Genomic DNA, 20,448 nt, shown 5'->3' with positions numbered 1-20,448 from the left:
TTACTTACAAAAACCTAGAAAGTGATAAATCAACCTTCAAACTTTCACTAGCTTAAGTTTAAAAAAGTAATAATAATATTTTTTATCAATTCAGTCAACCTAAAAACTTCTTTAGAGTAATTTAAAAGTCGGGATGTACTGCGATGTAGAGAAATCTAGCTTGTATAAAAAAATTATTACGGTATTCTAACTCAATGATAGGTAAGCCACTAGTTTGACTAGTGAGACCATCAAGGCTTGGCCTTTAGATTTAGTATAAAATAAAAAGTTATCATATATAACTTCTTTGGCTTGACGGTCAAAGGAGAAAATATATGACAACATACGAAAGTTTAAATCATTCTAAATGGGATTGCAAATATCATATTGTGTTTATTCCAAAGTGTCGTAAAAAAGAATTGTACGGGAAGGTTAGAAAATATCTTGGGAACGTATTCCATGAGTTAGCTTTTCAACGTGGGAGAAAGATCATAGAGGGGCATATGGTACAAGATCATGTGCATATGCTCATCAAGATTCCTCCTAAATATTCTGTAGCTGAAGTAATAGGCTATATCAAGGGGAAAAGTGCTATAGCCGTTGCTAGGCAGTTTGGTGGACGAAAACGTAATTTTAATGGAGAAAAGTTGTGGGCTAGAGGTTATGCGGTCTCAACTGTAGGATTTGAAGAGAATCAGATCAAACACTACATTAAGAATCAAGAGCAACTTGATAGTTTAGGCTCTGACGAATCAGGAGAATTTTAATTAACAATGGCAGCCCTTTGGGCTGCTCATAACCGTCAAGCCCCTCGCTTTGCGAGGGCGTTCTGACTTTTTTCCAATATTAATTTTATGTTAACTCCTTTAAAATTATTCGTTATTTGGTTATTTGGACTAACTAGCGGGTTTACCTTAATGATTACAGGTAATACTTTAAACTACTGGTTGGCCAAGGAAAATATTGACTTACAATCTATTGGTATGTTTGCTTTTATCATAATGCCCTATTCTATTAACTTTTTATGGGCTCCTATTTTTGACACTATACATTTAGGTCAATTAAGAAAACTGCTTGGTCATAGATTATCTTGGATTTGTCTAATCCAGATTTTGTTGGCATTTACTATTTTTCTTTTAAGTACCATGAATCCTCACCACAGTCTAATATTGTTTGCACTAGTAGGCTTGATAATATCATTTTTAAGTTCAGCTAAAGATAGTATCCTAGGGGCTTTCAGAACCGAAATTATTGCAAAAGAATCTCAAGGAGCAGCTTCTGGAATTTATATTTTTGGCTACCGCATTGGTATGCTAATTTCAAGTTCTGGAGCTATCTATCTGTCAAGCTATTTAGGATGGAATAATATATATAAAATTTTTGCCATTTCTGTACTTGTTTGTTCTGCTATTTTGGTTACAAGTATCTTGCGGTTAGAACACGACTTAGCCTCAAAAACTTATCTAGATCATAAAATAAATATTTCAAACTTTGTACAAAATATCTTAAAACCTGTAGGGTCTTTTTCCTTAGTCTTTTTAATAGCAGTTTTCCTTATTTTATATAGATTACCAGATGATTTTATTACTATGATGATGAATCCCTTCTTAATACATCTTGGTTATAACGAATTTGAAATAGCCAGTGCAGGAAAATTTTTTGGTATAATATCTACAATAATTGGCGGACTAATAGCCAGCTTAGTGATGAAAAAAAAGAATATCTTAGATAGTTTGCTGATATTTGGCGTAATTCATGCAATCGCACATACCTTACTTATTGTGCATGAGATTTATGGCAAAAATCTACCATTATTCTTTATTACCACAGTCTGTGAAGGTATAACTTGCGGGATGGCTATGACAGCTTACATTGCTTTTATAGCTTCAATATGCACAGGCAAATTTCGTGCCACTCAGTATTCATTTTTTTCTTCTATGATGGGATTTTCAAGATCGATTTTTCCAGCTCTTTCAGGATATATTGTTGTACAATTTGGATGGAAAAGCTTTTTTACATTTATTATTATAATCACAATTCCTTCTCTACTTCTGCTACTAAAAATCAGCTCACTATTAAAAGCAAAAATGAAATATTAAATGTAACCATTAGTTCTATTACGTTGTTGCTGTCGGGATAATGTGTTTTGTGCTTTTGATACTGCTGTGTTTGTTTCAGGTGGAGTGTTGTTCACATGATGTTTTAAGCTACTCTGAATCTGCGTTAATTCACCTATAGAGTCGCTTGCCTCAAGGGGAATAATAGCTTGTGACATATTGATATTACATTCTTTATTTTTTGCTACTTCTTGTACCATTGCTTCATATTGCCCTTTGGTTACAGGGATAGTGTAGATATTATTCCCTCTTTGTATATATCCTATAGCATCTTTATCATCCCCAGCAAACTTTAGTGATAATGGGTTGGTTATTTCTACTAGTTTTCCTTGCTCGTTATAGTGAGCAGTAAAATAAAGTGCCTTCGAGCTTGCAATATTTTCACCTTTCTCGTTTTGTACCGGGAATGAAAGATGGACAGCTGTACTAGATGGCTTGATTGTTAATGGTAGATTAATATTTCGATAATTACTAATCTCTCTCTCTGTTACGCCATCTTCTAACATTACTTTCTTAGAGGTCTTTATATTAGTTTCTATTAATTTAAATAATTCTTCATCTTTGACTTTAATAGCCCTTGATCTAGTAGAGCTTGTGTTTGTTACTGTTTCTTGTTCGTTCCAAGTTAAAGGTTTAAAATGATTAGCCTGAAGGACTTTAGCATAACTTTGTACTTCATCATTCATGGCTTGTGCTATATTTGCTTTTACACTGGGGGCAGCCCAAGCCTTTTGTATTAATCCGTTGTTATTTTCTACAAACTCTTTAAATTCCTGAGAATTAGTAGCAAGACTTGCAATTGCAACTCCTTTATCCGTCTTAATATTTGCTTCAGCAAGGACGTGTTGTAATAGTGCTTGTTGTTTGGCAATAATTTCTTGTCTACAGGCTAATGTTATAGAATCCACTTTGGAGGTTGAGGATTGAACATTAGTAGTTGTTGTTTCGTGAGTCAGCATAACGTCTAGTGCTTTTCTAGATATTTGCATAGATGGTTCGAGATCGCTTGTTTTTTTGGTCAGTAGCTGTTTTTCTTCTTGTAATATTTTTGCTATTTCTTTAATTAATAATACTTCTCGAGCTTTATAGCCTAAAATATACTCTATTTTATTTTCTTTTCTTAATTTTAATTTTTTGGTTTGGTTGATTATATTGTTAAAATAATCGGGATGTTCTTGGACTAATTCTCGTAATTTTGGTGTGTTAATTTTTCCTTTTGTTACTAAAAGACCCAATTTAATTTGCAACCCATACTCTTTTAATGATTGTTGCCTCTTTTGCATAGTTTCCTTAAAGGCATCTTTAATATCGGCAATTTTTATGTGTTCTGGGGCTATATCCTTAAATTTCTGACACATTGCCATTTTCGCCCAATTTGCTAGTGCTTTATCACTATAATATTTTGATAATTCTGCAAAACTGTCATCGATAGTCTTATTTAAATCGACTTGTGCAGTATCAAGTAAACCTTTTACAAATGAATCATTATGACTTAATTTACTTGGGAATTCCCTAAAATGGTTAGTTGGGCCTAGTAATGGTAGATGTCTAGACCAAGAATATGGATGGATGTTATCCTCTAATTGGTCAAGACTTCCAGCAAAATCTATACGAACTAGTTTGGGAAGAATGGTAGAATCTTCGGGGTCTCTTATAACTCCTATGTTACCTGTATGAATATCAAAGTCACCTATTAATAAGCTAGTTGGAGCTATTTTATCAAAAGAACTATAATGAAGTTCTTCAAAAGCTTTGCTTAAAGTATTAGATAATAATTCTCTTGTTCCCATGAAAATCGGTCTTCCCCCATCTTTTCGAAGCCAACCACTTGGTTTAGTTTTTGTAGACATGTGTTTATCCATATCTACATACATATCACCACTATAATTCTTAAAAAATTCAGACCGTACATATACCTCAGAGCCATCACTTTGAAGTCCTCCTTTCTGATGTACTTTTTCGGTAAGATGATCAGGTACAGTGAGAGAAACTTTAGCTCCATGATTTGGATTTGTTGCTTGAAAAATTTGCGAACCCAAAAACTCTGATATATTTTTTCGAGAATCCCCTTCGCTTTTAATCATGGATAGAAGGTCATCAGAACTTTTGTATATTCCTCCTAATTCTCCACCATCATTAGCTCCAAGTGATTTCTTTGCCAAATAATTCCAACCGATAAATTTTGATATCAATGGTGTTGTCATATTATCCTCTTGGACTTTTTTGCTTCAGTTCGATATCGAACTAATGGTTATATTGATTATACACTCAAATAATTTCAAGAAAATTTAAGAAATCTCGTAATTCTTGTCGAGCAGCTACGTGAGATATACTAAGTGTTTTTCCATGATTAGCTGTTGTTAAGTCGAGTAATGTTAATCCTTGTAAAAATAATTCCCGAAAAATTACTCTTTCACTAAAGCCTGGGGCAATTTTAAAGCTAATTCTTTTTGCTAATTGTTCAAGAGAAGTAGCAACATTCCTTTTGTTTACTGCATCCAAGTTGCTTAATCTATTACGCATTACAATCCAATTAATTGTTTCGCCATTACGGTTAGCCTTCTGCATTTTTTGTTCCCAAACCATTTGGCTATAGATTGACGGAGTAATAATTGACAAATTGTTAGCATTAACTTTACCTAGTACATCAAAATCAAGGAAACTGTCATTAATTGGCGTAATTATAGTATCAGCATAAGAGTGAGCTAATCTTGATAAAAAAGAGTAGCTTCCTGGTGTATCGATTACTACATAATCTGCTTTTTTTGCCTGTTCAAATATTTGTTCAAACCTAGTTTTTTCGTCCTCTTCTTTAAGGTTAATGACTTGTTCTTGGCTTTCAGTTAAATGAACATGCTGAGGAACAGCAACCGTTTTATCCGGATTTTTTAGATTATAATCAGCCCTATTCTTTAAATAATTTGTTAAAGAACCCTGACGTGAATCAGTATCAATACTAGCTACCGTATGACCATTATACAATAAGCCAGTAATTAGATGCATGGAGCAGGTAGTTTTACCCGCTCCACCTTTTTCATTACCAACTACAAATATGCGATTTGCTTGATTATTTTTCATAGTGATCTTGGATAAATTGGTTAAGAAGCCTTACACCATAACCTACTGCTCCTTTGGGACCAAGAGGATTACCTGTTTTATTATAGGCAACACCAGCAATATCAAGATGAGCCCAAACCATACCTTCCTTAATAAAATTTCCTATAAATTGAGCTGCCGTACAACTACCAGCCGCTCCAGGGACATTACCAATATTGGCAAGATCAGCAATGTCAGACTTTATCATCTCATCAAAATCTTTATGCAGAGGCATACGCCATAATTTTTCATTAACTTTATTACCAACCTCTATTAGCTTATTAGCTAATTCATCATTATTAGCGAAGCATCCAGCATAAGTTTTGCCAAGAGCAACAACGATAGCTCCAGTAAGGGTAGCAAGATCGATGACACATTGAGGTTTAAATTTTTCTTGAGTATACCAAATTGCATCAGCCAGGACTAACCTACCTTCTGCATCAGTGTTATCCACCACCACTGTTTTTTTGGACATAGTGGTTACCACATCTCCTGGTCGTTGAGCATTACCTGATGGCATATTTTCCACAAGACCAACTACCCCAACCACGTTAACTTGGGCGTTACGACTAGCCAAAGCCATGATAGCTCCAACTACTGCGGCTGAGCCAGCCATATCATATTTCATATCTCCCATATTGGCTGCTGGTTTAAGAGAAATCCCGCCACTATCAAAAGTAACTCCTTTACCAACGAAAGCTACAGGCGGGGTATCATCATCCAAACCATTATATTGCATTACTACAAGTTTAGATTCATTTTGCGAACCTTGTCCAACACCAAGTAAAGCCCCCATGCCAAGATTTTTCATTTCTCTTTCACCGATAACGGTAATTTCAACTCCTAATGGTTCAAGATTCTCTAATATCTTTTCCGAGTAAGATGAAGGAGTTTTGATATTGGCTGGTTCATTAATTATATCTCTAGCAAAGAATACTGCCTCAGCCAATGATTTTTTATCATTAAATAATTCTTCTGCTTTAGACTTGTCATCTATAGAAATCTCCAGAGAATCTACAACAAATTTTTCTCCTTCACTTTGGGTAGTTCTGTATTTATCAAATCTATATGAAGCAAGCAAACAGCCGCTAGCTATAAGCATCGCTACAACAGCTGGCTCATATTGTCCAATATTATGAGAGATTTTTATACCAATAGTTCTAATTTTACAGCAAGTACTACTGAATAAAATTCTTCCCCCGATCTCCTCAATACAAGAGGTCTTTAGTTTTGTTTCATCACCAATGCCAACTATGATTAAATATTTTATTTCCCCATCCTTAGCAACAGAGTTAACAATTTTAATTTGTCCAAATTTCCCAGCAAATACTAATTTATTCTGAATAGTTTTAGAAATTAAACCATGATGTTGTTGGTCAAGTAGCAATAACTCATTGTCTAATTTTAGTTGTTCGTTAATAAAAACTACAGTTGCTTGATTATTTGATAATTCTTTACTTATAAAGTTAATGTTATTGAGCATAAATTCCTATTTTTGAGAGGCTAATTTTATATATTCTTTTTGTAAGCGTAATAATCTGAATAATGGAAGTATATAAAAAACCCACGGATTAATAAAGTAATTCTTTAAGTCTTTTAAATATTATATTCCAAAATTATTCCCCACTAAGTAGAAAAGTGATTAATTTCAATTATTTTTTTGTGTTAGAGTACATAGAATAAATATTACCAAGTGTGCAAGTTTAGGTAGGTATAATAGTCCTCGATGTTTTAAGGGTGATGGTACTGAGCTTACTATCAATTTATTACATCGATACTTGAGGTTAATTAGTTTCTTTTAAATTAGATTTAATTTTGTCTGAATATAATTTTACCTATAAACCTTAACCTAAAAATTTCTTTCTTGCTTTTCTACTTGGAAATAGTATTTTCAGGAAAATAGTGTTATCATCTTCTTTTATATAAGGTATAGCATATATTTCAGTTAGTATCCTTACATATAGAATTTGCTGATCAGGATATTGTTCTTGATTATGATGTTTAGTTATATCTAATAGATTCCCATCTGCTATAGATTGAATTATTTCTTCAAAACCTATTCCTCTTTCAAGCAACAATTTTGAATTCTTTTCATAATTATATCTAAATTTAATCAACTTAAACTACCTAACAACTACAATTTTGTGTCTTCTTTATGAATTAACATATTAATATATGTTTGATACCAATTGCAATAATTAACACGGTGTATTTATCCAGTCTCTATACATAATTGATTTTACTAAATCTACATTATGAGCAAATTGATTCCAAGCGTAACAAGCCATAGTGACGATATCTTCATATACACCATAACATTGGTTAGACAAGAAATGATTTTTGATCCATGCCCAAACTTGTTCCATTGCATTAAGTTCCGGTGCATAGGGCGGAAGCGGTATCAAAGTGATATTGCTTGGCACAGTTAGTTTTTTGGCTGTGTGCCAACCTGCATTATCCGTTAGTAAAGCTATATGTCGGTTGCCTTGAATACTGCGAGAAAGGTCTTCTAAGAATTTATTCATTGCCTGTGTATTTGCATATGGTAAAATTAATGCAAAAGCTTCTCCTGTATCATGGCAAGCAGCTCCATAAATATATGTTGAAATGAATTGCTGTTGCCGAACTTTACGGGGTCTAGTGCCACGCTTAGCCCATATACGAGTTAAGCTACCTTGTTGCCCAACTCGAGTTTCATCCTGAGACCATATATCAACTTTACATCTATCGATATTTTTTGGTAATAATTCTGTTAGCATGTCTGGGAAGTTTTTTTATATGTATTTTGAGTCTCTTGATTTGACTTTGGATGCATTGAACGAGAAGTAATCCAGCTAAAACCAAGGCGGTGCATAGTATTGTAGACTGTTTTTAAAGTACATTTAGCACCATATTCCTCAAGTAACATGATATGTAGCTCCTTTCCAGTTATATACCCACCAGTTTTACTTTCACTGAGCGTATTGATTTTATCAAAAAGAGCAGACTCTTGTATAGTGTTAATCTTCCTAGGGGCACCGCTTCTTTGTGATTCAAATAATCCTTCAAAACCATGATTCCTAAATCTTCTGAGCCATGATTGCACAGTTTTCCAGTGTGACTTCACTATTTCAGATATGGCTTTAAAAGATTTGCCTAATTGAAGGTAATACATCGCCAATAAACGTATACGATTTCGACCATGCGGCTCATGTTTCATCATTTTTATAAAATCATGACCATGAAAACCTTGCGGTAATATTAACCTAGCCATTTGAGTACCTTTATCAGTTAAAAACCCATTTTACACCACTGCGTTAATTATTGCAATTGGTATAACTCGTATATGGGCTAAGCGTGGCACTAGACCCCGTAAAGTTCGGCAACAGCAATTCATTTCAACATATATTTATGGAGCTGCTTGCCATGATACAGGAGAAGCTTTTGCATTAATTTTACCATATGCAAATACACAGGCAATGAATAAATTCTTAGAAGACCTTTCTCGCAGTATTCAAGGCAACCGACATATAGCTTTACTAACGGATAATGCAGGTTGGTACACAGCCAAAAAACTAACTGTGCCAAGCAATATCACTTTGATACCGCTTCCGCCCTATGCACCGGAACTTAATGCAATGGAACAAGTTTGGGAATGGATCAAAAATCATTTCTTGTCTAACCAATGTTATGGTGTATATGAAGATATCGTCACTATGGCTTGTTACGCTTGGAATCAATTTGCTCATAATGTAGATTTAGTAAAATCAATTATGTATAGAGACTGGATAAATACACCGTGTTAATTATTGCAATTGGTATGATATGCTAACCCAAGTTTTGAAGCCTTAATTTTTATAGCTTCAATATCCTGCTCAGCTACTCTTATAGTAATAGGATGCTTTCTCTTTAGGTGTGTTTTAGCTGCATTTTGAAATAGTTTAATATCATTTTGATTTTTAATACTAGGTTGTTCTTCAAAATTAATCTCTATATCCTGCTCATATTTATCTAATTTGTAGCTCATAGTTTCATATATTTTATTTAATATAATAATAAATAGTACATACTATGTCAATACATTATACGCGAATTCGATAAGCGAACAATAGTGTACTGCTCGTAAATGAAGAGTTGATAGACGATAGTATAACTTCAAGAAGAGCTAGGCAGTAGCAAAGTCGAGCGGCGTAGCGTACATGAGTAACTAGGCAGCTTCGATCTTTGGTCGCGGCGGGAAAGCCAATTCTTGAAGTTCTACCTGAGTATGCATAGTGAAGTAGGCTAGGCAATTTTTTTATACTCAAAGTATATTTTTCTTACCGAGTGAATCCATACAATACAAACAATGGTAAATACCACCATTAAAAATGGTGATATAGAGCTAAAAGTGGCTGTTGGTATTAATGTGAAAATAATTGACTGTATTAACCCGCTCGAAGATTTACCAACCTTCGAGCTAATGACGTCTACAGCTGCCTTACCTTTTGTCTTTAGCTCTTGGTCAAGAGGAATATATAACATTTCTCTTGAGGTATCCCAAATTGAATATTTACTACCTTTCACTAGAATGTTTTGTAAAGCACCAATTGACACCGCAAGAGCTAAGGGTGTCATGAGAATGCTACTATCAAATATCGATAATACTTGGTGGTCAAATACGATTAAGATAAAAAACAATATACCAGTAATCATCATGACAATTGGCGGAATTACTGCAGCAACAAACCAGCCATGGCTACGCATTATATTATTGCCTATTATAGTCATTACCATAATAGCAACTCCAGTCCAAAGAATGTAAAGACTATTGAATTCTGCATAACTATTAACAGTGGGGTATAATTCCTTAATTTTTGCTTTCCATACTGCTTCTACCAAATTCATTGATAAACCAAAGGCAGCAGAGCAAATTAGCATTAACCATAAATATTTTGATCTTGTTATATATTTAAAACTTTCAATTAAACCCATGCCTTCTTTAGTAGATCTACCACTTTTAGCATTTGCATAAAATGTTGGATTTGTAAAAACATTTTTGGTAATAAATTTTACAAGTAAACATGATATAACAGCAGAAACTACCACGAGACTTGTTGATATTTTTATAAGTGTAGTTTTGTTGTCCGATACGGTTAAAAAATATTTAGCAATACTGTTCTCAGATGATAAGTTCATCATCAAAAAGCCCACAAATATTAAAGAAGAATTGCCAAATAATGAAAAAAGCGTGTAAAACCTTTTTGCTTCTTCTGTTGTAGTAAGTTCATTAGCAAACTGCCAAAAAAGTAAAACATAAAAGATATTTGGCCAAAGTTCAGATAATGTATAGAAAACCATATAACTCCAATTACCAATTAAAGCTATATACCATTTAAGATGAGGATAAGTTCCCATAATTTGTTCTAGTGAATTTGGACTAATATGGAAAATATTGACATTTGGATAAATAATGAAAGCAAAAAGAATGAAGAATCCAACAAAAAAAGTGATTAAATAGCAAAAAATCTTTTCAAAACTAAAATGATTAAGCATCTTAGCATAGATTATAACGAATAAAGCTGCTGCAGGTGTTACACAATAAACTTTAGTAAAACTTACTACTTCAGCACTAATCTCTGAAATTAAAATACTATCTTTTAAAATTCTTAATATGTTTTGATTGAATAGGACACAGAACATCAGACCGCACATAGGTATGAATTTTCCAAGCTCATGATTATGGATAGGCCAAAATATAGTTCTGAATTTGCTTTTAAATAAGTTTGACTGTATACTAGTCATAATAAGGATTCCCTAAGACAAAAAAAAAACTTGAAGACATGTTCAAGAGTTTCTCTATAATGGCTTAAGGCTATTATGAAAACCAAAGAAAGTTAGGAACTTATATATTATTAGCCTCCCTATGTCAAGATATTTAAATTGATCCCTAGTAATTAGTAGTGTATAAAAATATGTTGGACAATGACAAATATCAAGAATATTTTGATCAATATAGTGATTATTCATCAAAATATTTATTGGGTAATAAGTATTGTTCCTTGGGTAAAAAAATAACTAAAACAAAATATTATCAAATTTTATATTATAAAACACTGGCATCGCAAGATTGCATTATTAGTAAAAAAAGAATATTCTTAGTTATTCCTTCGATCTTTAACTCCCCGGAAATTCTCTTCTTAGCTAAATCAAAAAGCTTTGTTGATAACTTAAGACATTGTGGTGAGGTGTTTCTAGTTGATTGGTTTGAAGTTGATGAAGCTGATTATTTGTTAGAAGACTACGTAAAGAGGGTAGTTGAAATTATTAGCAAAATTATTAGCAATTTAAGACAAAAAAAGTATCAAATAGACTTAGTGGGACACTGCATCGGTGGTATTATAGGAATGGCAGCCACTATAATAGTACCAAACATGATAAGAACATTAACATTACTTTCAACACCTTGGGATTTCTCCCATTTTGCTACAGCAAGGAATATATACCAATATCTTGGTCTAGATTATTATGTACGAAATTTGCCAATGATTCCTAAACTACATATTCAGATTCTTTTTTTCCTATTAATGCCAAATTATTTCAGTACAAAACTTGATAAATTTTTTACCATAACTGTACCAAAAATAAGAGATTTATCTTTTAGAGTAGAAAATTGGTTGATGTCTGGAACTGCTTTGTCTAGAAATACATATATACAAATTATGGATGATGTAGTAGGCAATAATATGCTTGCAAAACTTCAATGGAAAGTCAACAATATCACCATTGATCCGACATTAATAAATAAACCAGTATATCAAATAATTGCAAGTAATGACAAAATAGTACCAAAATCATCTATGTTATCCTTACACAAATTATTTAGAGAATCTATGATCTTCGAAGTACCAAGTGGTCATATTAGCTATTTGATTAATAACAATTTAGATATCTTATTTAAGGAGTATACTCGGTGAACTTCAAGAATTGGCTTCGTCGTGTCTAAAGATATTCGCTGCTCCGTTACTCATGTACGCTACGCCGCTCGACTTTGCTACTGCCTAGCTCTTCTTGAAGTTATATACTCTTCTGCTCTGAAGAGTTGTTTTTTGAAAATATCATGGATTCGCATGCGTGACTATACTATATGTACGCTCCGCTTGCTCACCATTCATTTTCAAATCCAATTCTTCAAATCATTTGAGTATACTATCGTCTACCAACTTATTAAAATCATAGAATGTGGAGTATACTCGATGAGTAAAAAGGCAGTTTATATAACTCATGCAAAAAGAACAGCAGTAGGATCTCTGCTAGGAAGCTTAGGATCAATTCCAGCAACTAAACTTGCAGCTATCATTATAGAATCAATTTTAAAAGATAGTAAACTAGATCCAGCTATTATTAATGAAGTAATAATGGGACAGGTAATCACTGGTGGCGTAGGACAAAATCCTGCTAGGCAAGCTCTAATCCAAGCTGGATTACCTAAAGAAGTTACAGGCTTCACAGTTAATAAAGTATGTGGTTCTGGGTTAAAAACGGTATGTTTAGCAGCAAGTAGCATTATTGCAGGTGATAATGATATTGTGATAGCTGGTGGGCAAGAAAATATGTCTTTGGGTTTACATGGATCGTATATTCGTGCTGGTCATAAGTTAGGTAGCACACAAATGGTAGATTTGATGCAGTATGACGGTTTGACCGATGTATTTTCTAATAATTTAATGGGAATTACCGCCGAAAATATATCTAAAAGATTTAATATTACTAGAGAAATGCAAGATGAGTTTGCACTAAAATCACACCAAAAAGCACGTGAAGCACAAGCAGAAGGTCGTTTTAAAGACGAGATCTTACCAGTAGAAGTTAAGATGCAAAAAGCTACATTAATATTTGATCAAGATGAGGGAATTAGAGCTGATATTAAATTAGAAGTTCTAGCTAAACTACGTCCAGCTTTTGACAAAGAAGGTACTGTAACAGCTGGTAATGCTTCTTCTATTAATGATGGAGCAGCTTGTTTAATGGTAGTATCTGAAGAAGCATTAAAGAGATATAATCTAAAACCTCTTGTTAGAATTGTATCATATGCTGAAGTAGGGGTAGAACCAAATATTATGGGAACAGGTCCAGTACCAGCATCGAAGAAGGCTTTGGACAAAGCTGGTTGGAAAGTAGAAGATTTGGATATAATAGAAGCTAATGAAGCTTTTGCCGCTCAAGCTATTTATGTAAATCAACAGATGAATTGGGATATTAATAAAGTCAATATGAACGGAGGGGCTATTGCTCTTGGTCATCCAATAGGAGCAAGTGGGGCAAGAATCTTGGTAACATTAATTCATCAAATGCAAAAAATTAACGCGAAAAAAGGGCTAGCAACACTTTGTATAGGTGGGGGGATGGGGATAGCTATGTGTATTGAAAAGGTAAATTAATAATGCAAAAATTTTCATTTGACTTAAAGTTTCAACATAAAAAAGCAAGAGCTGGTGTTATTACTACTAGGCACGGTCAGATACGTACCCCAGCTTTTATGCCAGTCGGTACTAAAGGTACGGTAAAAGCCATGTTACCCGAAGCCGTAGAGTCTACCGGAGCTGATATAGTACTTGGTAATACTTATCACTTAATGCTGCAGCCAACTGCTGAAAGAATTGCTAAGCTTGGGGGCTTGCGTAAATTTATGAACTGGTCAAAGCCTGTACTTACTGACTCAGGTGGTTTTCAGGTCATGTCCCTATCGAAATTACGTAAAATTACCGAAGAAGGTGTAATTTTTAACTCTCATATTGATGGTAGTAAGCATATGTTAACTCCCGAACGTGCAACTGAGATACAATATCTTCTTGATAGCACTATTACTATGGCGTTTGATGAATGTACCCCATATCCTGCAACATTTGAGCAAGCAAAATCATCTATGGAGTTGACATCTAGATGGGGAGAGAGGTCAAGAAAAGCCTTTGTTCAAAGAGAAGGTTATGGTCAATTTGGTATTGTACAGGGGAGTATATATCAGGAGTTACGTGTTCAGTCAGCACAAAATTTGGTAGAATTAGATTTTGAAGGGTATGCTATCGGAGGTCTAGCAGTAGGTGAGGGGCAAGAACTAATGTTCAATGTGTTAGACTATGCTCCGGATTTGTTACCTAAATATAAGCCAAGATATCTTATGGGGGTTGGTAAACCAGATGATATTATTGGTGCGGTTGCAAGGGGAGTAGATATGTTTGATTGCGTTATTCCAACCCGCTCGGGTCGGAATGGTCAAGCTTTTACCAAATATGGTATAGTAAATATTCGCAATAGTAAATATAGTAGCGATCATGAACCGCTAGAATATGATTGTCCATGCCCAGCATGTAAAAATTATAATAAAGCTTACTTACATCATTTGGTAAAGGTAAAAGAGATTCTAGGGGCGGTACTTATGACGTGGCATAATTTGGTGTATTTCCAAGAATTAATGTCAAGAATAAGACAATATATTCAACAAGGGAAAGACTTTGATTTTATCAATTAGTTCTGAGTTGGTAGACGAAGATCAAAATCAACAAGTGCTAGAAGTGTCCAAGCCGAGGAGCACAGCGTACATTAGTACGTGAGTACCGCAGGTCTTGGACAACGACAACGCAATTGTTGATTTTCATCGAGTATATTGTTATAAGCTCCTAAATGTCTATTAGCGAGTAGCTATCTAGAACCTTAACGGGTTAGCTATAGTATTGGTGCTTTGCTTTTTTAACAATATTTCTACTGTTCTTTTTGCAACTTATAGTACCGCTTCTGATGAATCTGCATCTCCTGACCTATTACCCATTAATTTGATGTCTTCTACACTAGGTACTGAAAAAACAAATGTAGGGTATGGTTCTTCTGTTTTACTACAATACTCCTGGCAAATAGCAGTACCTTTTTTGTAAATATAAGTAGCAATACCACCTACAGTAATTACTGCAATCGTAGCTGAACCTGCAGCTGTCAATATATCTTTCAGCGACCATCCTTGACCTTCAGTAGTTTGTTCGTGTGGTGCTGCTGTAGGAACAGAACCCCTATTAAATGGAGCATTATGAGGTTCTAGGTTGGGTGTGTTTTCTTCCATTATAGTGGTAGAGTTCGCTGTAGGAGTGGAATTTTCTGCAGAGCTAGGAGATGGCTCAATGGTAGTAAGTGCTGCTAGTAATTCTTCTAGAGCAGCTTTCTGTTCAAGGGCTTGTGTAAAATCTGGATCTACCTCAAGAGCCTTGTTGCATTCTGTTAGAGCTTCTTGATATTTACCAGCAGAACTCAATCTATTGCACTCATTTAAATGTTGATAACGTGGTGAAAGTGGCAAATTACATGTGTGATAAACTGGATAACTCTGCTTGTGGGTCCAAGAAGAAGTCAGATGTGAGAATTCTATCTCTGCCATTTGTCCGTTATTAACACTTCTTACCTCTAGATTTTTTAATACACGCCCCCAACTAAAGCTGGTTCCTTCATCGCTTGAAACAAATAATTGACCTTTGTGGCAAGGTTCATCCATCATAACACTTTTTATGTAACTCGCTCCATTCTATATGCCCGTTAGCGGGATGTATTTCCACTCCAACTGCAAAACAGTTCTGATTTGACAAAGTAATGGATTGTACTTCTGATATATCCCCCACACCACGTTTACCTCTATGATGAACTACATCGGAGTTATCTGTAGGTTCTGCAGATGGGTGGTTATGGTTATATCCAGTAGGGAGTGCACCAACAGCCTTTAATACTTCACTAGCGGCTAGTGTTAAGACAACCACTTTGGGGATAGTTGCAAGAACATCAGCAGCAGTAGTAAGCCAACTACCTGTATTAGAAGAAGGGGAAGGAGCAGTGATGACTCCAAGCTCTATAGCTGCGTCTTTCATGTTTTCTGATAGTAAGTCTTCACCGTATTTCTTTATAGTTCCTCTCAGATGAAACTTTTTATTTGTATCATTTAATTGGTCAAAATTTTTCGTATCATCAAAATACTTTGGGGTAAGGTCACCGTTGTTGTCACGATAAGGATTTGTCTGTAAATTTTTTTGTTTAGAATATCTATGATTTTTTGACATAAAAAATTGTTTCCTATTTAATAATATTGATTAATATTCAGTTTAACAAGATAGTTAATATAAACTATTTAAATTGATAAAATAGCTTTTTTATATAGAAGTCAAGGTTTAGTTGCAAAGCTACCCTGGCTAGCTGATAAAAATAACATAGTGATATTTTATACCAATTGCAATAATTAACACGGTGTATTTATCCAGTCTCTATACATAATTGATTTTACTAAATCTACATTATGAGCAAATTGATTCCAAGCGTAACAAGCCATAGTGACGATATCTTCATATACACCATAACATTGGTTAGACAAGAAATGATTTTTGATCCATTCCCAAACTTGTTCCATTGCATTAAGTTCCGGTGCATAGGGCGGAAGCGGTATCAAAGTGATATTGCTTGGCACAGTTAGTTTTTTGGCTGTGTGCCAACCTGCATTATCCGTTAGTAAAGCTATATGTCGGTTGCCTTGAATACTGCGAGAAAGGTCTTCTAAGAATTTATTCATTGCCTGTGTATTTGCATATGGTAAAATTAATGCAAAAGCTTCTCCTGTATCATGGCAAGCAGCTCCATAAATATATGTTGAAATGAATTGCTGTTGCCGAACTTTACGGGGTCTAGTGCCACGCTTAGCCCATATACGAGTTAAGCTACCTTGTTGCCCAACTCGAGTTTCATCCTGAGACCATATATCAACTTTACATCTATCGATATTTTTTGGTAATAATTCTGTTAGCATGTCTGGGAAGTTTTTTTATATGTATTTTGAGTCTCTTGATTTGACTTTGGATGCATTGAACGAGAAGTAATCCAGCTAAAACCAAGGCGGTGCATAGTATTGTAGACTGTTTTTAAAGTACATTTAGCACCATATTCCTCAAGTAACATGATATGTAGCTCCTTTCCAGTTATATACCCACCAGTTTTACTTTCACTGAGCGTATTGATTTTATCAAAAAGAGCAGACTCTTGTATAGTGTTAATCTTCCTAGGGGCACCGCTTCTTTGTGATTCAAATAATCCTTCAAAACCATGATTCCTAAATCTTCTGAGCCATGATTGCACAGTTTTCCAGTGTGACTTCACTATTTCAGATATGGCTTTAAAAGATTTGCCTAATTGAAGGTAATACATCGCCAATAAACGTATACGATTTCGACCATGCGGCTCATGTTTCATCATTTTTATAAAATCATGACCATGAAAACCTTGCGGTAATATTAACCTAGCCATTTGAGTACCTTTATCAGTTAAAAACCCATTTTACACCACTGCGTTAATTATTGCAATTGGTATTATAGTTACCCTGACTAGCATTACTCCGCTATTAGCGAGGAGGCATTTTAGGTGGCAACGAATGAGTTATATAGAACCTTAATGGGTTATAAAACAATAATTTTTTAAAGCAGAAGGTATAATTGTATTTTTTAACTTAGTGGATAGAAATTTTATAGTATACTACATGGATTTGGTAGATAATAGTACTGTGATAACTCATTCGAGTATACATATTTGAAAGACTATAAATGATTACAGAATGTTAATATATAAACGTTATATAATAAGAAATATTGTACCATCCTTGGTGATAATTATTTTCTCGATCACTAGCCTTGTATGGATTACTCAGATATTAAAGTTTTTGTACTTAATTGATAAAGGAATAAAAGCTCAGGATTTCTTAAATTTAATTATTTTAGTTATTCCATCTTTGCTATTTATTTTGCTACCTTTTGCAACTATTATCACTATTATTTATACTTATAATGCTTTAAGTGAGAGGCGTCAGATAATTATTCTGCAAAATTTGGGATTAAGTAATATACAACTAGCTAGTCCAGCATTGATTGTAGCTTTGACAGTTACGTTATTTGCTTATTATATTTCGATTAGTTTATTGCCATTATCTTATGCAAAGCTTAAATCAGATCTTAATTTCATGAAAAATAATTATGCATCCACTCTACTAGATGAGAAGACATTTAATACAATTTCTAAAGATATCACAGTTTATTTTGATAAAAAATTGGCTGATGGTACTATGAAAGATTTAATCCTTTTTGATAATCGTAAACATGATAATCATGCAATTTTATTTTCTAGATTGGGGATATTTAAAATATATAATAACTCTTCGTTTTTCCAACTAAAAGATGGAGCGAGGCAGGAATATGACTATAATGGTAATTTAACTAATTTATCATTTGATGTTCTAACAGTAGAATTAGTCAGTAATGATGCTAAAAGATTGGTAAAGGAAGAGTATAGTCGAGAAATCAATGAATATTATATTCATGAATTATTAAAACCCAACAATAATCTATCAAAGCAGAGACAGATTAAATTAGTTGCTGAGGGACACCAAAGATTGATTTGGCCAATGTATAATTTTGTACTTGTTTTTCTAACATTGTCGGTTTTTTTAAGACAGCCTTATAATAAAAAATCTAGTCTGAGGCAGATTCTAATTACAGCACTTTCTGCAATAATTATCACATATTTACACTTTGTATTACAAAATCTTGCTTCTAAAGATTCAAATTTTATCTTTGCTTGTTATGCTAACATTATTATTGCTATTATTTTAAGCCTGTATTTATATTTTCGTAAAATTATATGAGTTTTCAAGATTTACCACAATTCCTAAAAATTTTAGAGCAAAATGGTCTCCTAAATCGTATATCTTATCCTGTATCATCTAACCTTGAAATAACAGAAATCAGTAGAAGAGTTTTAAAAAAAGATGGTCCTGCTCTTTTGTTTGAAAATGTTATTAGAGATGATGGGACTAAGTCTGATATGCCAGTTTTAACTAATTTATATGCCAGCACGCGGCGGATTGCCTTAGGACTTGGTTTAAAAAATACAGAAGAGTTGAGGAAATTTGGTGAATTGCTAGCTTTTCTTAAAGCACCAGAACTACCTTCTTCCTTTAAAGAAACCTTTGCTATGTGGCCACTCGCCAAAAGAATATTGGCTATGTCACCCAAGATTTTGTCAAAAGCTCCTTGTCAAGAAGTGATAATTAATGATCCTGATGTTAATATATTGCCGATACAAACCTGCTGGCCTCTTGATATTTCGCCACTACTTACTTGGTCAATAGTTGTTACAAAAGGACCTAGCTTAGAAAAAATAGATAATTTTAACCTTGGTATATACCGAATGCAAGTAGTAGAGCGTAACAAACTTATTATGCGCTGGCTTAAAATGCGAGGTGGAGCTCAGCAACATAAGCGTTGGCAATCAGCAAAGATTGATCCTTTCCCTGCTGCAGTGGTTATTGGGGCAAGTCCTGCCGTGACTATGGCTGCTGTTATGCCGCTACCCGATAATATGTCTGAGTATAATTTTGCTGGATTATTAAGAGGTAAGTCAATTGAACTGGTAAATTGCGTCAGTATAGATATGAAAGTGCCAGCTCATAGTGAAATTGTTATTGAAGGGCATGTAAGTTTTGATGAGTATCTACCAGAAGGACCATTTGGCGATCATACAGGTTACTATAATGACGTTGAATATTTTCCAGTGTTTAATGTTAAGACTATTACCATGAAAAGACAACCTATATATTTAAGTACTTATACTGGTAAAGCCCCAGATGAGCCATCTATACTTGGTGAAGCATTAAATGCAATGTTTATTCCGATAATTCAACAGCAATTTCCAGAGATCGTTGATTTTTGGTTACCACCTGAAGGTTGTTCTTACAGAGTTGCTGTGGTATCTATTCGTAAGGCTTATGCAGGTCATGCAAAAAGAATAATGATGGGGATTTGGTCATTTTTAAGACAATTCATGTATACAAAATTTATTATTGTGGTAGATGATGATATAGATATTCGTGACTGGAAGGAAGTGGTTTGGGCAATATCTACTAGGGTAGATCCTTCTAGGGATACTACTTTTATCGATAATTCACCAATAGATTATCTTGATTTTGCCTCACCTGTGTCTAGCCTTGGTAGTAAAATGGGAATAGATGCAACTAATAAAATAGTCCCAGAAACTAATAGAGTTTGGGGTAAGAAAATAGAAATGACTAGTGAAGTCGTTGAAAAGATTGACAAAATTTGGGATATGCTTGGTATATCCGCAAAAACTTGAAATAATTTTTTCTTAAAACACTTAGTGTTAGAAATTTATAGTATATATTATATATACTGCTTGTAAATGAAGAGTTGGTAGACGATAGTATAACTTCAAG

20 protein-coding genes are annotated in these 20,448 nt (G+C 34.0%); 8 read left to right on the top strand and 12 right to left on the bottom strand.

Annotation, left to right across the window (positions count from 1 at the left end; genetic code table 11):
• Positions 1-314: 314 nt before the first annotated feature.
• Both tnpA and AAHM80_RS06135 read left to right on the top strand, forming a co-directional pair.
• Positions 315-746 (top strand): IS200/IS605 family transposase, encoded by a 432-nt coding sequence (gene tnpA / locus AAHM80_RS06140; protein ID WP_342259383.1) that lies wholly within the window; start codon positions 315-317, stop codon positions 744-746.
• Between the two features lie 87 nt (positions 747-833).
• The gene (locus AAHM80_RS06135; RefSeq protein WP_342259617.1) at positions 834-2,078 is read left to right on the top strand and encodes an AmpG family muropeptide MFS transporter; all 1,245 of its coding nucleotides are present in this window, start codon (positions 834-836) and stop codon (positions 2,076-2,078) included.
• Here AAHM80_RS06135 and AAHM80_RS06130 read toward each other — a convergent pair.
• From AAHM80_RS06130 to AAHM80_RS06105, 6 genes are all read right to left on the bottom strand, one after another.
• Positions 2,075-4,300, bottom strand: a complete 2,226-nt coding sequence (locus tag AAHM80_RS06130) for a Sca4 family protein (protein ID WP_342259616.1) — start codon at positions 4,298-4,300, stop codon at positions 2,075-2,077. The genes AAHM80_RS06135 and AAHM80_RS06130 overlap by 4 nt on opposite strands.
• Before the next feature lie 64 nt (positions 4,301-4,364).
• Complete coding sequence (locus tag AAHM80_RS06125) at positions 4,365-5,174, bottom strand: division plane positioning ATPase MipZ (protein WP_342259615.1); 810 nt, start codon at positions 5,172-5,174, stop codon at positions 4,365-4,367.
• Positions 5,164-6,675 (bottom strand): leucyl aminopeptidase, encoded by a 1,512-nt coding sequence (locus AAHM80_RS06120; protein ID WP_342259614.1) that lies wholly within the window; start codon positions 6,673-6,675, stop codon positions 5,164-5,166. Before AAHM80_RS06120 ends, AAHM80_RS06125 begins: the two co-directional genes overlap by 11 nt.
• 361 nt (positions 6,676-7,036) lie before the next feature.
• Complete coding sequence (locus AAHM80_RS06115) at positions 7,037-7,309, bottom strand: hypothetical protein (protein ID WP_342259613.1); 273 nt, start codon at positions 7,307-7,309, stop codon at positions 7,037-7,039.
• An 81-nt stretch (positions 7,310-7,390) separates the two neighbouring features.
• Complete coding sequence (locus AAHM80_RS06110) at positions 7,391-7,951, bottom strand: IS630 family transposase (protein ID WP_342259405.1); 561 nt, start codon at positions 7,949-7,951, stop codon at positions 7,391-7,393.
• Positions 7,945-8,445 carry a helix-turn-helix domain-containing protein gene (locus AAHM80_RS06105; RefSeq protein WP_342259385.1) on the bottom strand — a complete coding sequence of 167 codons (501 nt, stop codon included), beginning with the start codon at positions 8,443-8,445 and terminating at the stop codon, positions 7,945-7,947. The genes AAHM80_RS06110 and AAHM80_RS06105 overlap by 7 nt, the downstream gene beginning before the upstream one ends.
• 46 nt (positions 8,446-8,491) lie before the next feature.
• On the opposite strand from AAHM80_RS06105, the gene AAHM80_RS06100 reads away from it, so the two are divergent.
• On the top strand, positions 8,492-8,977 hold the full coding sequence (locus tag AAHM80_RS06100; RefSeq protein ID WP_342260395.1) for an IS630 family transposase: 486 nt from the start codon (positions 8,492-8,494) through the stop codon (positions 8,975-8,977).
• On the opposite strand, the gene AAHM80_RS06095 is transcribed toward AAHM80_RS06100, so the two are convergent.
• Entirely contained in the window at positions 8,974-9,198 is a 225-nt protein-coding gene (locus tag AAHM80_RS06095; RefSeq protein WP_342259612.1) for a hypothetical protein, read from the bottom strand. The genes AAHM80_RS06100 and AAHM80_RS06095 overlap by 4 nt on opposite strands.
• A gap of 257 nt (positions 9,199-9,455) precedes the next feature.
• On the bottom strand, positions 9,456-10,955 hold the full coding sequence (locus tag AAHM80_RS06090; protein ID WP_410521244.1) for an Npt1/Npt2 family nucleotide transporter: 1,500 nt from the start codon (positions 10,953-10,955) through the stop codon (positions 9,456-9,458).
• A gap of 170 nt (positions 10,956-11,125) precedes the next feature.
• Here AAHM80_RS06090 and AAHM80_RS06085 point away from each other — a divergent pair, with 170 nt between their 5' ends.
• From AAHM80_RS06085 to tgt, 3 genes are all read left to right on the top strand, one after another.
• Positions 11,126-12,127: an alpha/beta fold hydrolase gene (locus tag AAHM80_RS06085; RefSeq protein WP_342259611.1), complete on the top strand. Its 1,002-nt coding sequence runs from the start codon at positions 11,126-11,128 to the stop codon at positions 12,125-12,127.
• A 279-nt stretch (positions 12,128-12,406) separates the two neighbouring features.
• Complete coding sequence (locus AAHM80_RS06080) at positions 12,407-13,591, top strand: acetyl-CoA C-acetyltransferase (RefSeq protein ID WP_342259610.1); 1,185 nt, start codon at positions 12,407-12,409, stop codon at positions 13,589-13,591.
• Positions 13,592-13,593: 2 nt separating this feature from the next.
• The gene (gene tgt / locus AAHM80_RS06075) at positions 13,594-14,679 is read left to right on the top strand and encodes a tRNA guanosine(34) transglycosylase Tgt (protein ID WP_342259609.1); all 1,086 of its coding nucleotides are present in this window, start codon (positions 13,594-13,596) and stop codon (positions 14,677-14,679) included.
• Positions 14,680-14,928: 249 nt separating this feature from the next.
• On the opposite strand, the gene AAHM80_RS06070 is transcribed toward tgt, so the two are convergent.
• From AAHM80_RS06070 to AAHM80_RS06055, 4 genes are all read right to left on the bottom strand, one after another.
• Positions 14,929-15,690 carry a tetratricopeptide repeat protein gene (locus AAHM80_RS06070; RefSeq protein WP_342259608.1) on the bottom strand — a complete coding sequence of 254 codons (762 nt, stop codon included), beginning with the start codon at positions 15,688-15,690 and terminating at the stop codon, positions 14,929-14,931.
• Positions 15,680-16,243 (bottom strand): hypothetical protein, encoded by a 564-nt coding sequence (locus tag AAHM80_RS06065; RefSeq protein WP_342259607.1) that lies wholly within the window; start codon positions 16,241-16,243, stop codon positions 15,680-15,682. The genes AAHM80_RS06070 and AAHM80_RS06065 overlap by 11 nt, the downstream gene beginning before the upstream one ends.
• A gap of 176 nt (positions 16,244-16,419) precedes the next feature.
• A complete protein-coding gene (locus AAHM80_RS06060; RefSeq protein WP_342259384.1) occupies positions 16,420-16,980 on the bottom strand; it encodes an IS630 family transposase in 561 nt (186 codons plus the stop codon).
• The gene (locus AAHM80_RS06055; protein WP_342259385.1) at positions 16,974-17,474 is read right to left on the bottom strand and encodes a helix-turn-helix domain-containing protein; all 501 of its coding nucleotides are present in this window, start codon (positions 17,472-17,474) and stop codon (positions 16,974-16,976) included. The genes AAHM80_RS06060 and AAHM80_RS06055 overlap by 7 nt, the downstream gene beginning before the upstream one ends.
• 304 nt (positions 17,475-17,778) lie before the next feature.
• On the opposite strand from AAHM80_RS06055, the gene AAHM80_RS06050 reads away from it, so the two are divergent.
• Together AAHM80_RS06050 and AAHM80_RS06045 are read left to right on the top strand one after the other, a co-directional pair.
• A complete protein-coding gene (locus AAHM80_RS06050) occupies positions 17,779-18,861 on the top strand; it encodes an LptF/LptG family permease (protein WP_342259606.1) in 1,083 nt (360 codons plus the stop codon).
• The gene (locus AAHM80_RS06045; RefSeq protein WP_342259605.1) at positions 18,858-20,348 is read left to right on the top strand and encodes a UbiD family decarboxylase; all 1,491 of its coding nucleotides are present in this window, start codon (positions 18,858-18,860) and stop codon (positions 20,346-20,348) included. The genes AAHM80_RS06050 and AAHM80_RS06045 overlap by 4 nt, the downstream gene beginning before the upstream one ends.
• Positions 20,349-20,448: the final 100 nt, after the last annotated feature.

Source organism: Candidatus Tisiphia endosymbiont of Metellina segmentata (assembly GCF_964030715.1).
Lineage (GTDB): Bacteria > Pseudomonadota > Alphaproteobacteria > Rickettsiales > Rickettsiaceae > Tisiphia.
Note: the sequence above shows the minus strand (reverse complement) of the source record. Positions and strands in the feature narration are given on the sequence as shown.

Excerpts from the sequence above, each read along its gene's own strand:
- tnpA (WP_342259383.1), top strand. The coding sequence starts at position 315 with ATGACAACATACGAAAGTTTAAATCATTCTAAATGGGATTGCAAATAT.
- AAHM80_RS06135 (WP_342259617.1), top strand. The coding sequence starts at position 834 with ATGTTAACTCCTTTAAAATTATTCGTTATTTGGTTATTTGGACTAACT.
- AAHM80_RS06130 (WP_342259616.1), bottom strand. The coding sequence starts at position 4,300 with ATGACAACACCATTGATATCAAAATTTATCGGTTGGAATTATTTGGCA.
- AAHM80_RS06125 (WP_342259615.1), bottom strand. The coding sequence starts at position 5,174 with ATGAAAAATAATCAAGCAAATCGCATATTTGTAGTTGGTAATGAAAAA.
- AAHM80_RS06120 (WP_342259614.1), bottom strand. The coding sequence starts at position 6,675 with ATGCTCAATAACATTAACTTTATAAGTAAAGAATTATCAAATAATCAA.
- AAHM80_RS06110 (WP_342259405.1), bottom strand. The coding sequence starts at position 7,951 with ATGCTAACAGAATTATTACCAAAAAATATCGATAGATGTAAAGTTGAT.
- AAHM80_RS06105 (WP_342259385.1), bottom strand. The coding sequence starts at position 8,445 with ATGGCTAGGTTAATATTACCGCAAGGTTTTCATGGTCATGATTTTATA.
- AAHM80_RS06095 (WP_342259612.1), bottom strand. The coding sequence starts at position 9,198 with ATGAGCTACAAATTAGATAAATATGAGCAGGATATAGAGATTAATTTT.
- AAHM80_RS06090 (WP_410521244.1), bottom strand. The coding sequence starts at position 10,955 with ATGACTAGTATACAGTCAAACTTATTTAAAAGCAAATTCAGAACTATA.
- AAHM80_RS06085 (WP_342259611.1), top strand. The coding sequence starts at position 11,126 with ATGTTGGACAATGACAAATATCAAGAATATTTTGATCAATATAGTGAT.
- AAHM80_RS06080 (WP_342259610.1), top strand. The coding sequence starts at position 12,407 with ATGAGTAAAAAGGCAGTTTATATAACTCATGCAAAAAGAACAGCAGTA.
- tgt (WP_342259609.1), top strand. The coding sequence starts at position 13,594 with ATGCAAAAATTTTCATTTGACTTAAAGTTTCAACATAAAAAAGCAAGA.
- AAHM80_RS06070 (WP_342259608.1), bottom strand. The coding sequence starts at position 15,690 with ATGATGGATGAACCTTGCCACAAAGGTCAATTATTTGTTTCAAGCGAT.
- AAHM80_RS06065 (WP_342259607.1), bottom strand. The coding sequence starts at position 16,243 with ATGTCAAAAAATCATAGATATTCTAAACAAAAAAATTTACAGACAAAT.
- AAHM80_RS06060 (WP_342259384.1), bottom strand. The coding sequence starts at position 16,980 with ATGCTAACAGAATTATTACCAAAAAATATCGATAGATGTAAAGTTGAT.
- AAHM80_RS06055 (WP_342259385.1), bottom strand. The coding sequence starts at position 17,474 with ATGGCTAGGTTAATATTACCGCAAGGTTTTCATGGTCATGATTTTATA.
- AAHM80_RS06050 (WP_342259606.1), top strand. The coding sequence starts at position 17,779 with ATGTTAATATATAAACGTTATATAATAAGAAATATTGTACCATCCTTG.
- AAHM80_RS06045 (WP_342259605.1), top strand. The coding sequence starts at position 18,858 with ATGAGTTTTCAAGATTTACCACAATTCCTAAAAATTTTAGAGCAAAAT.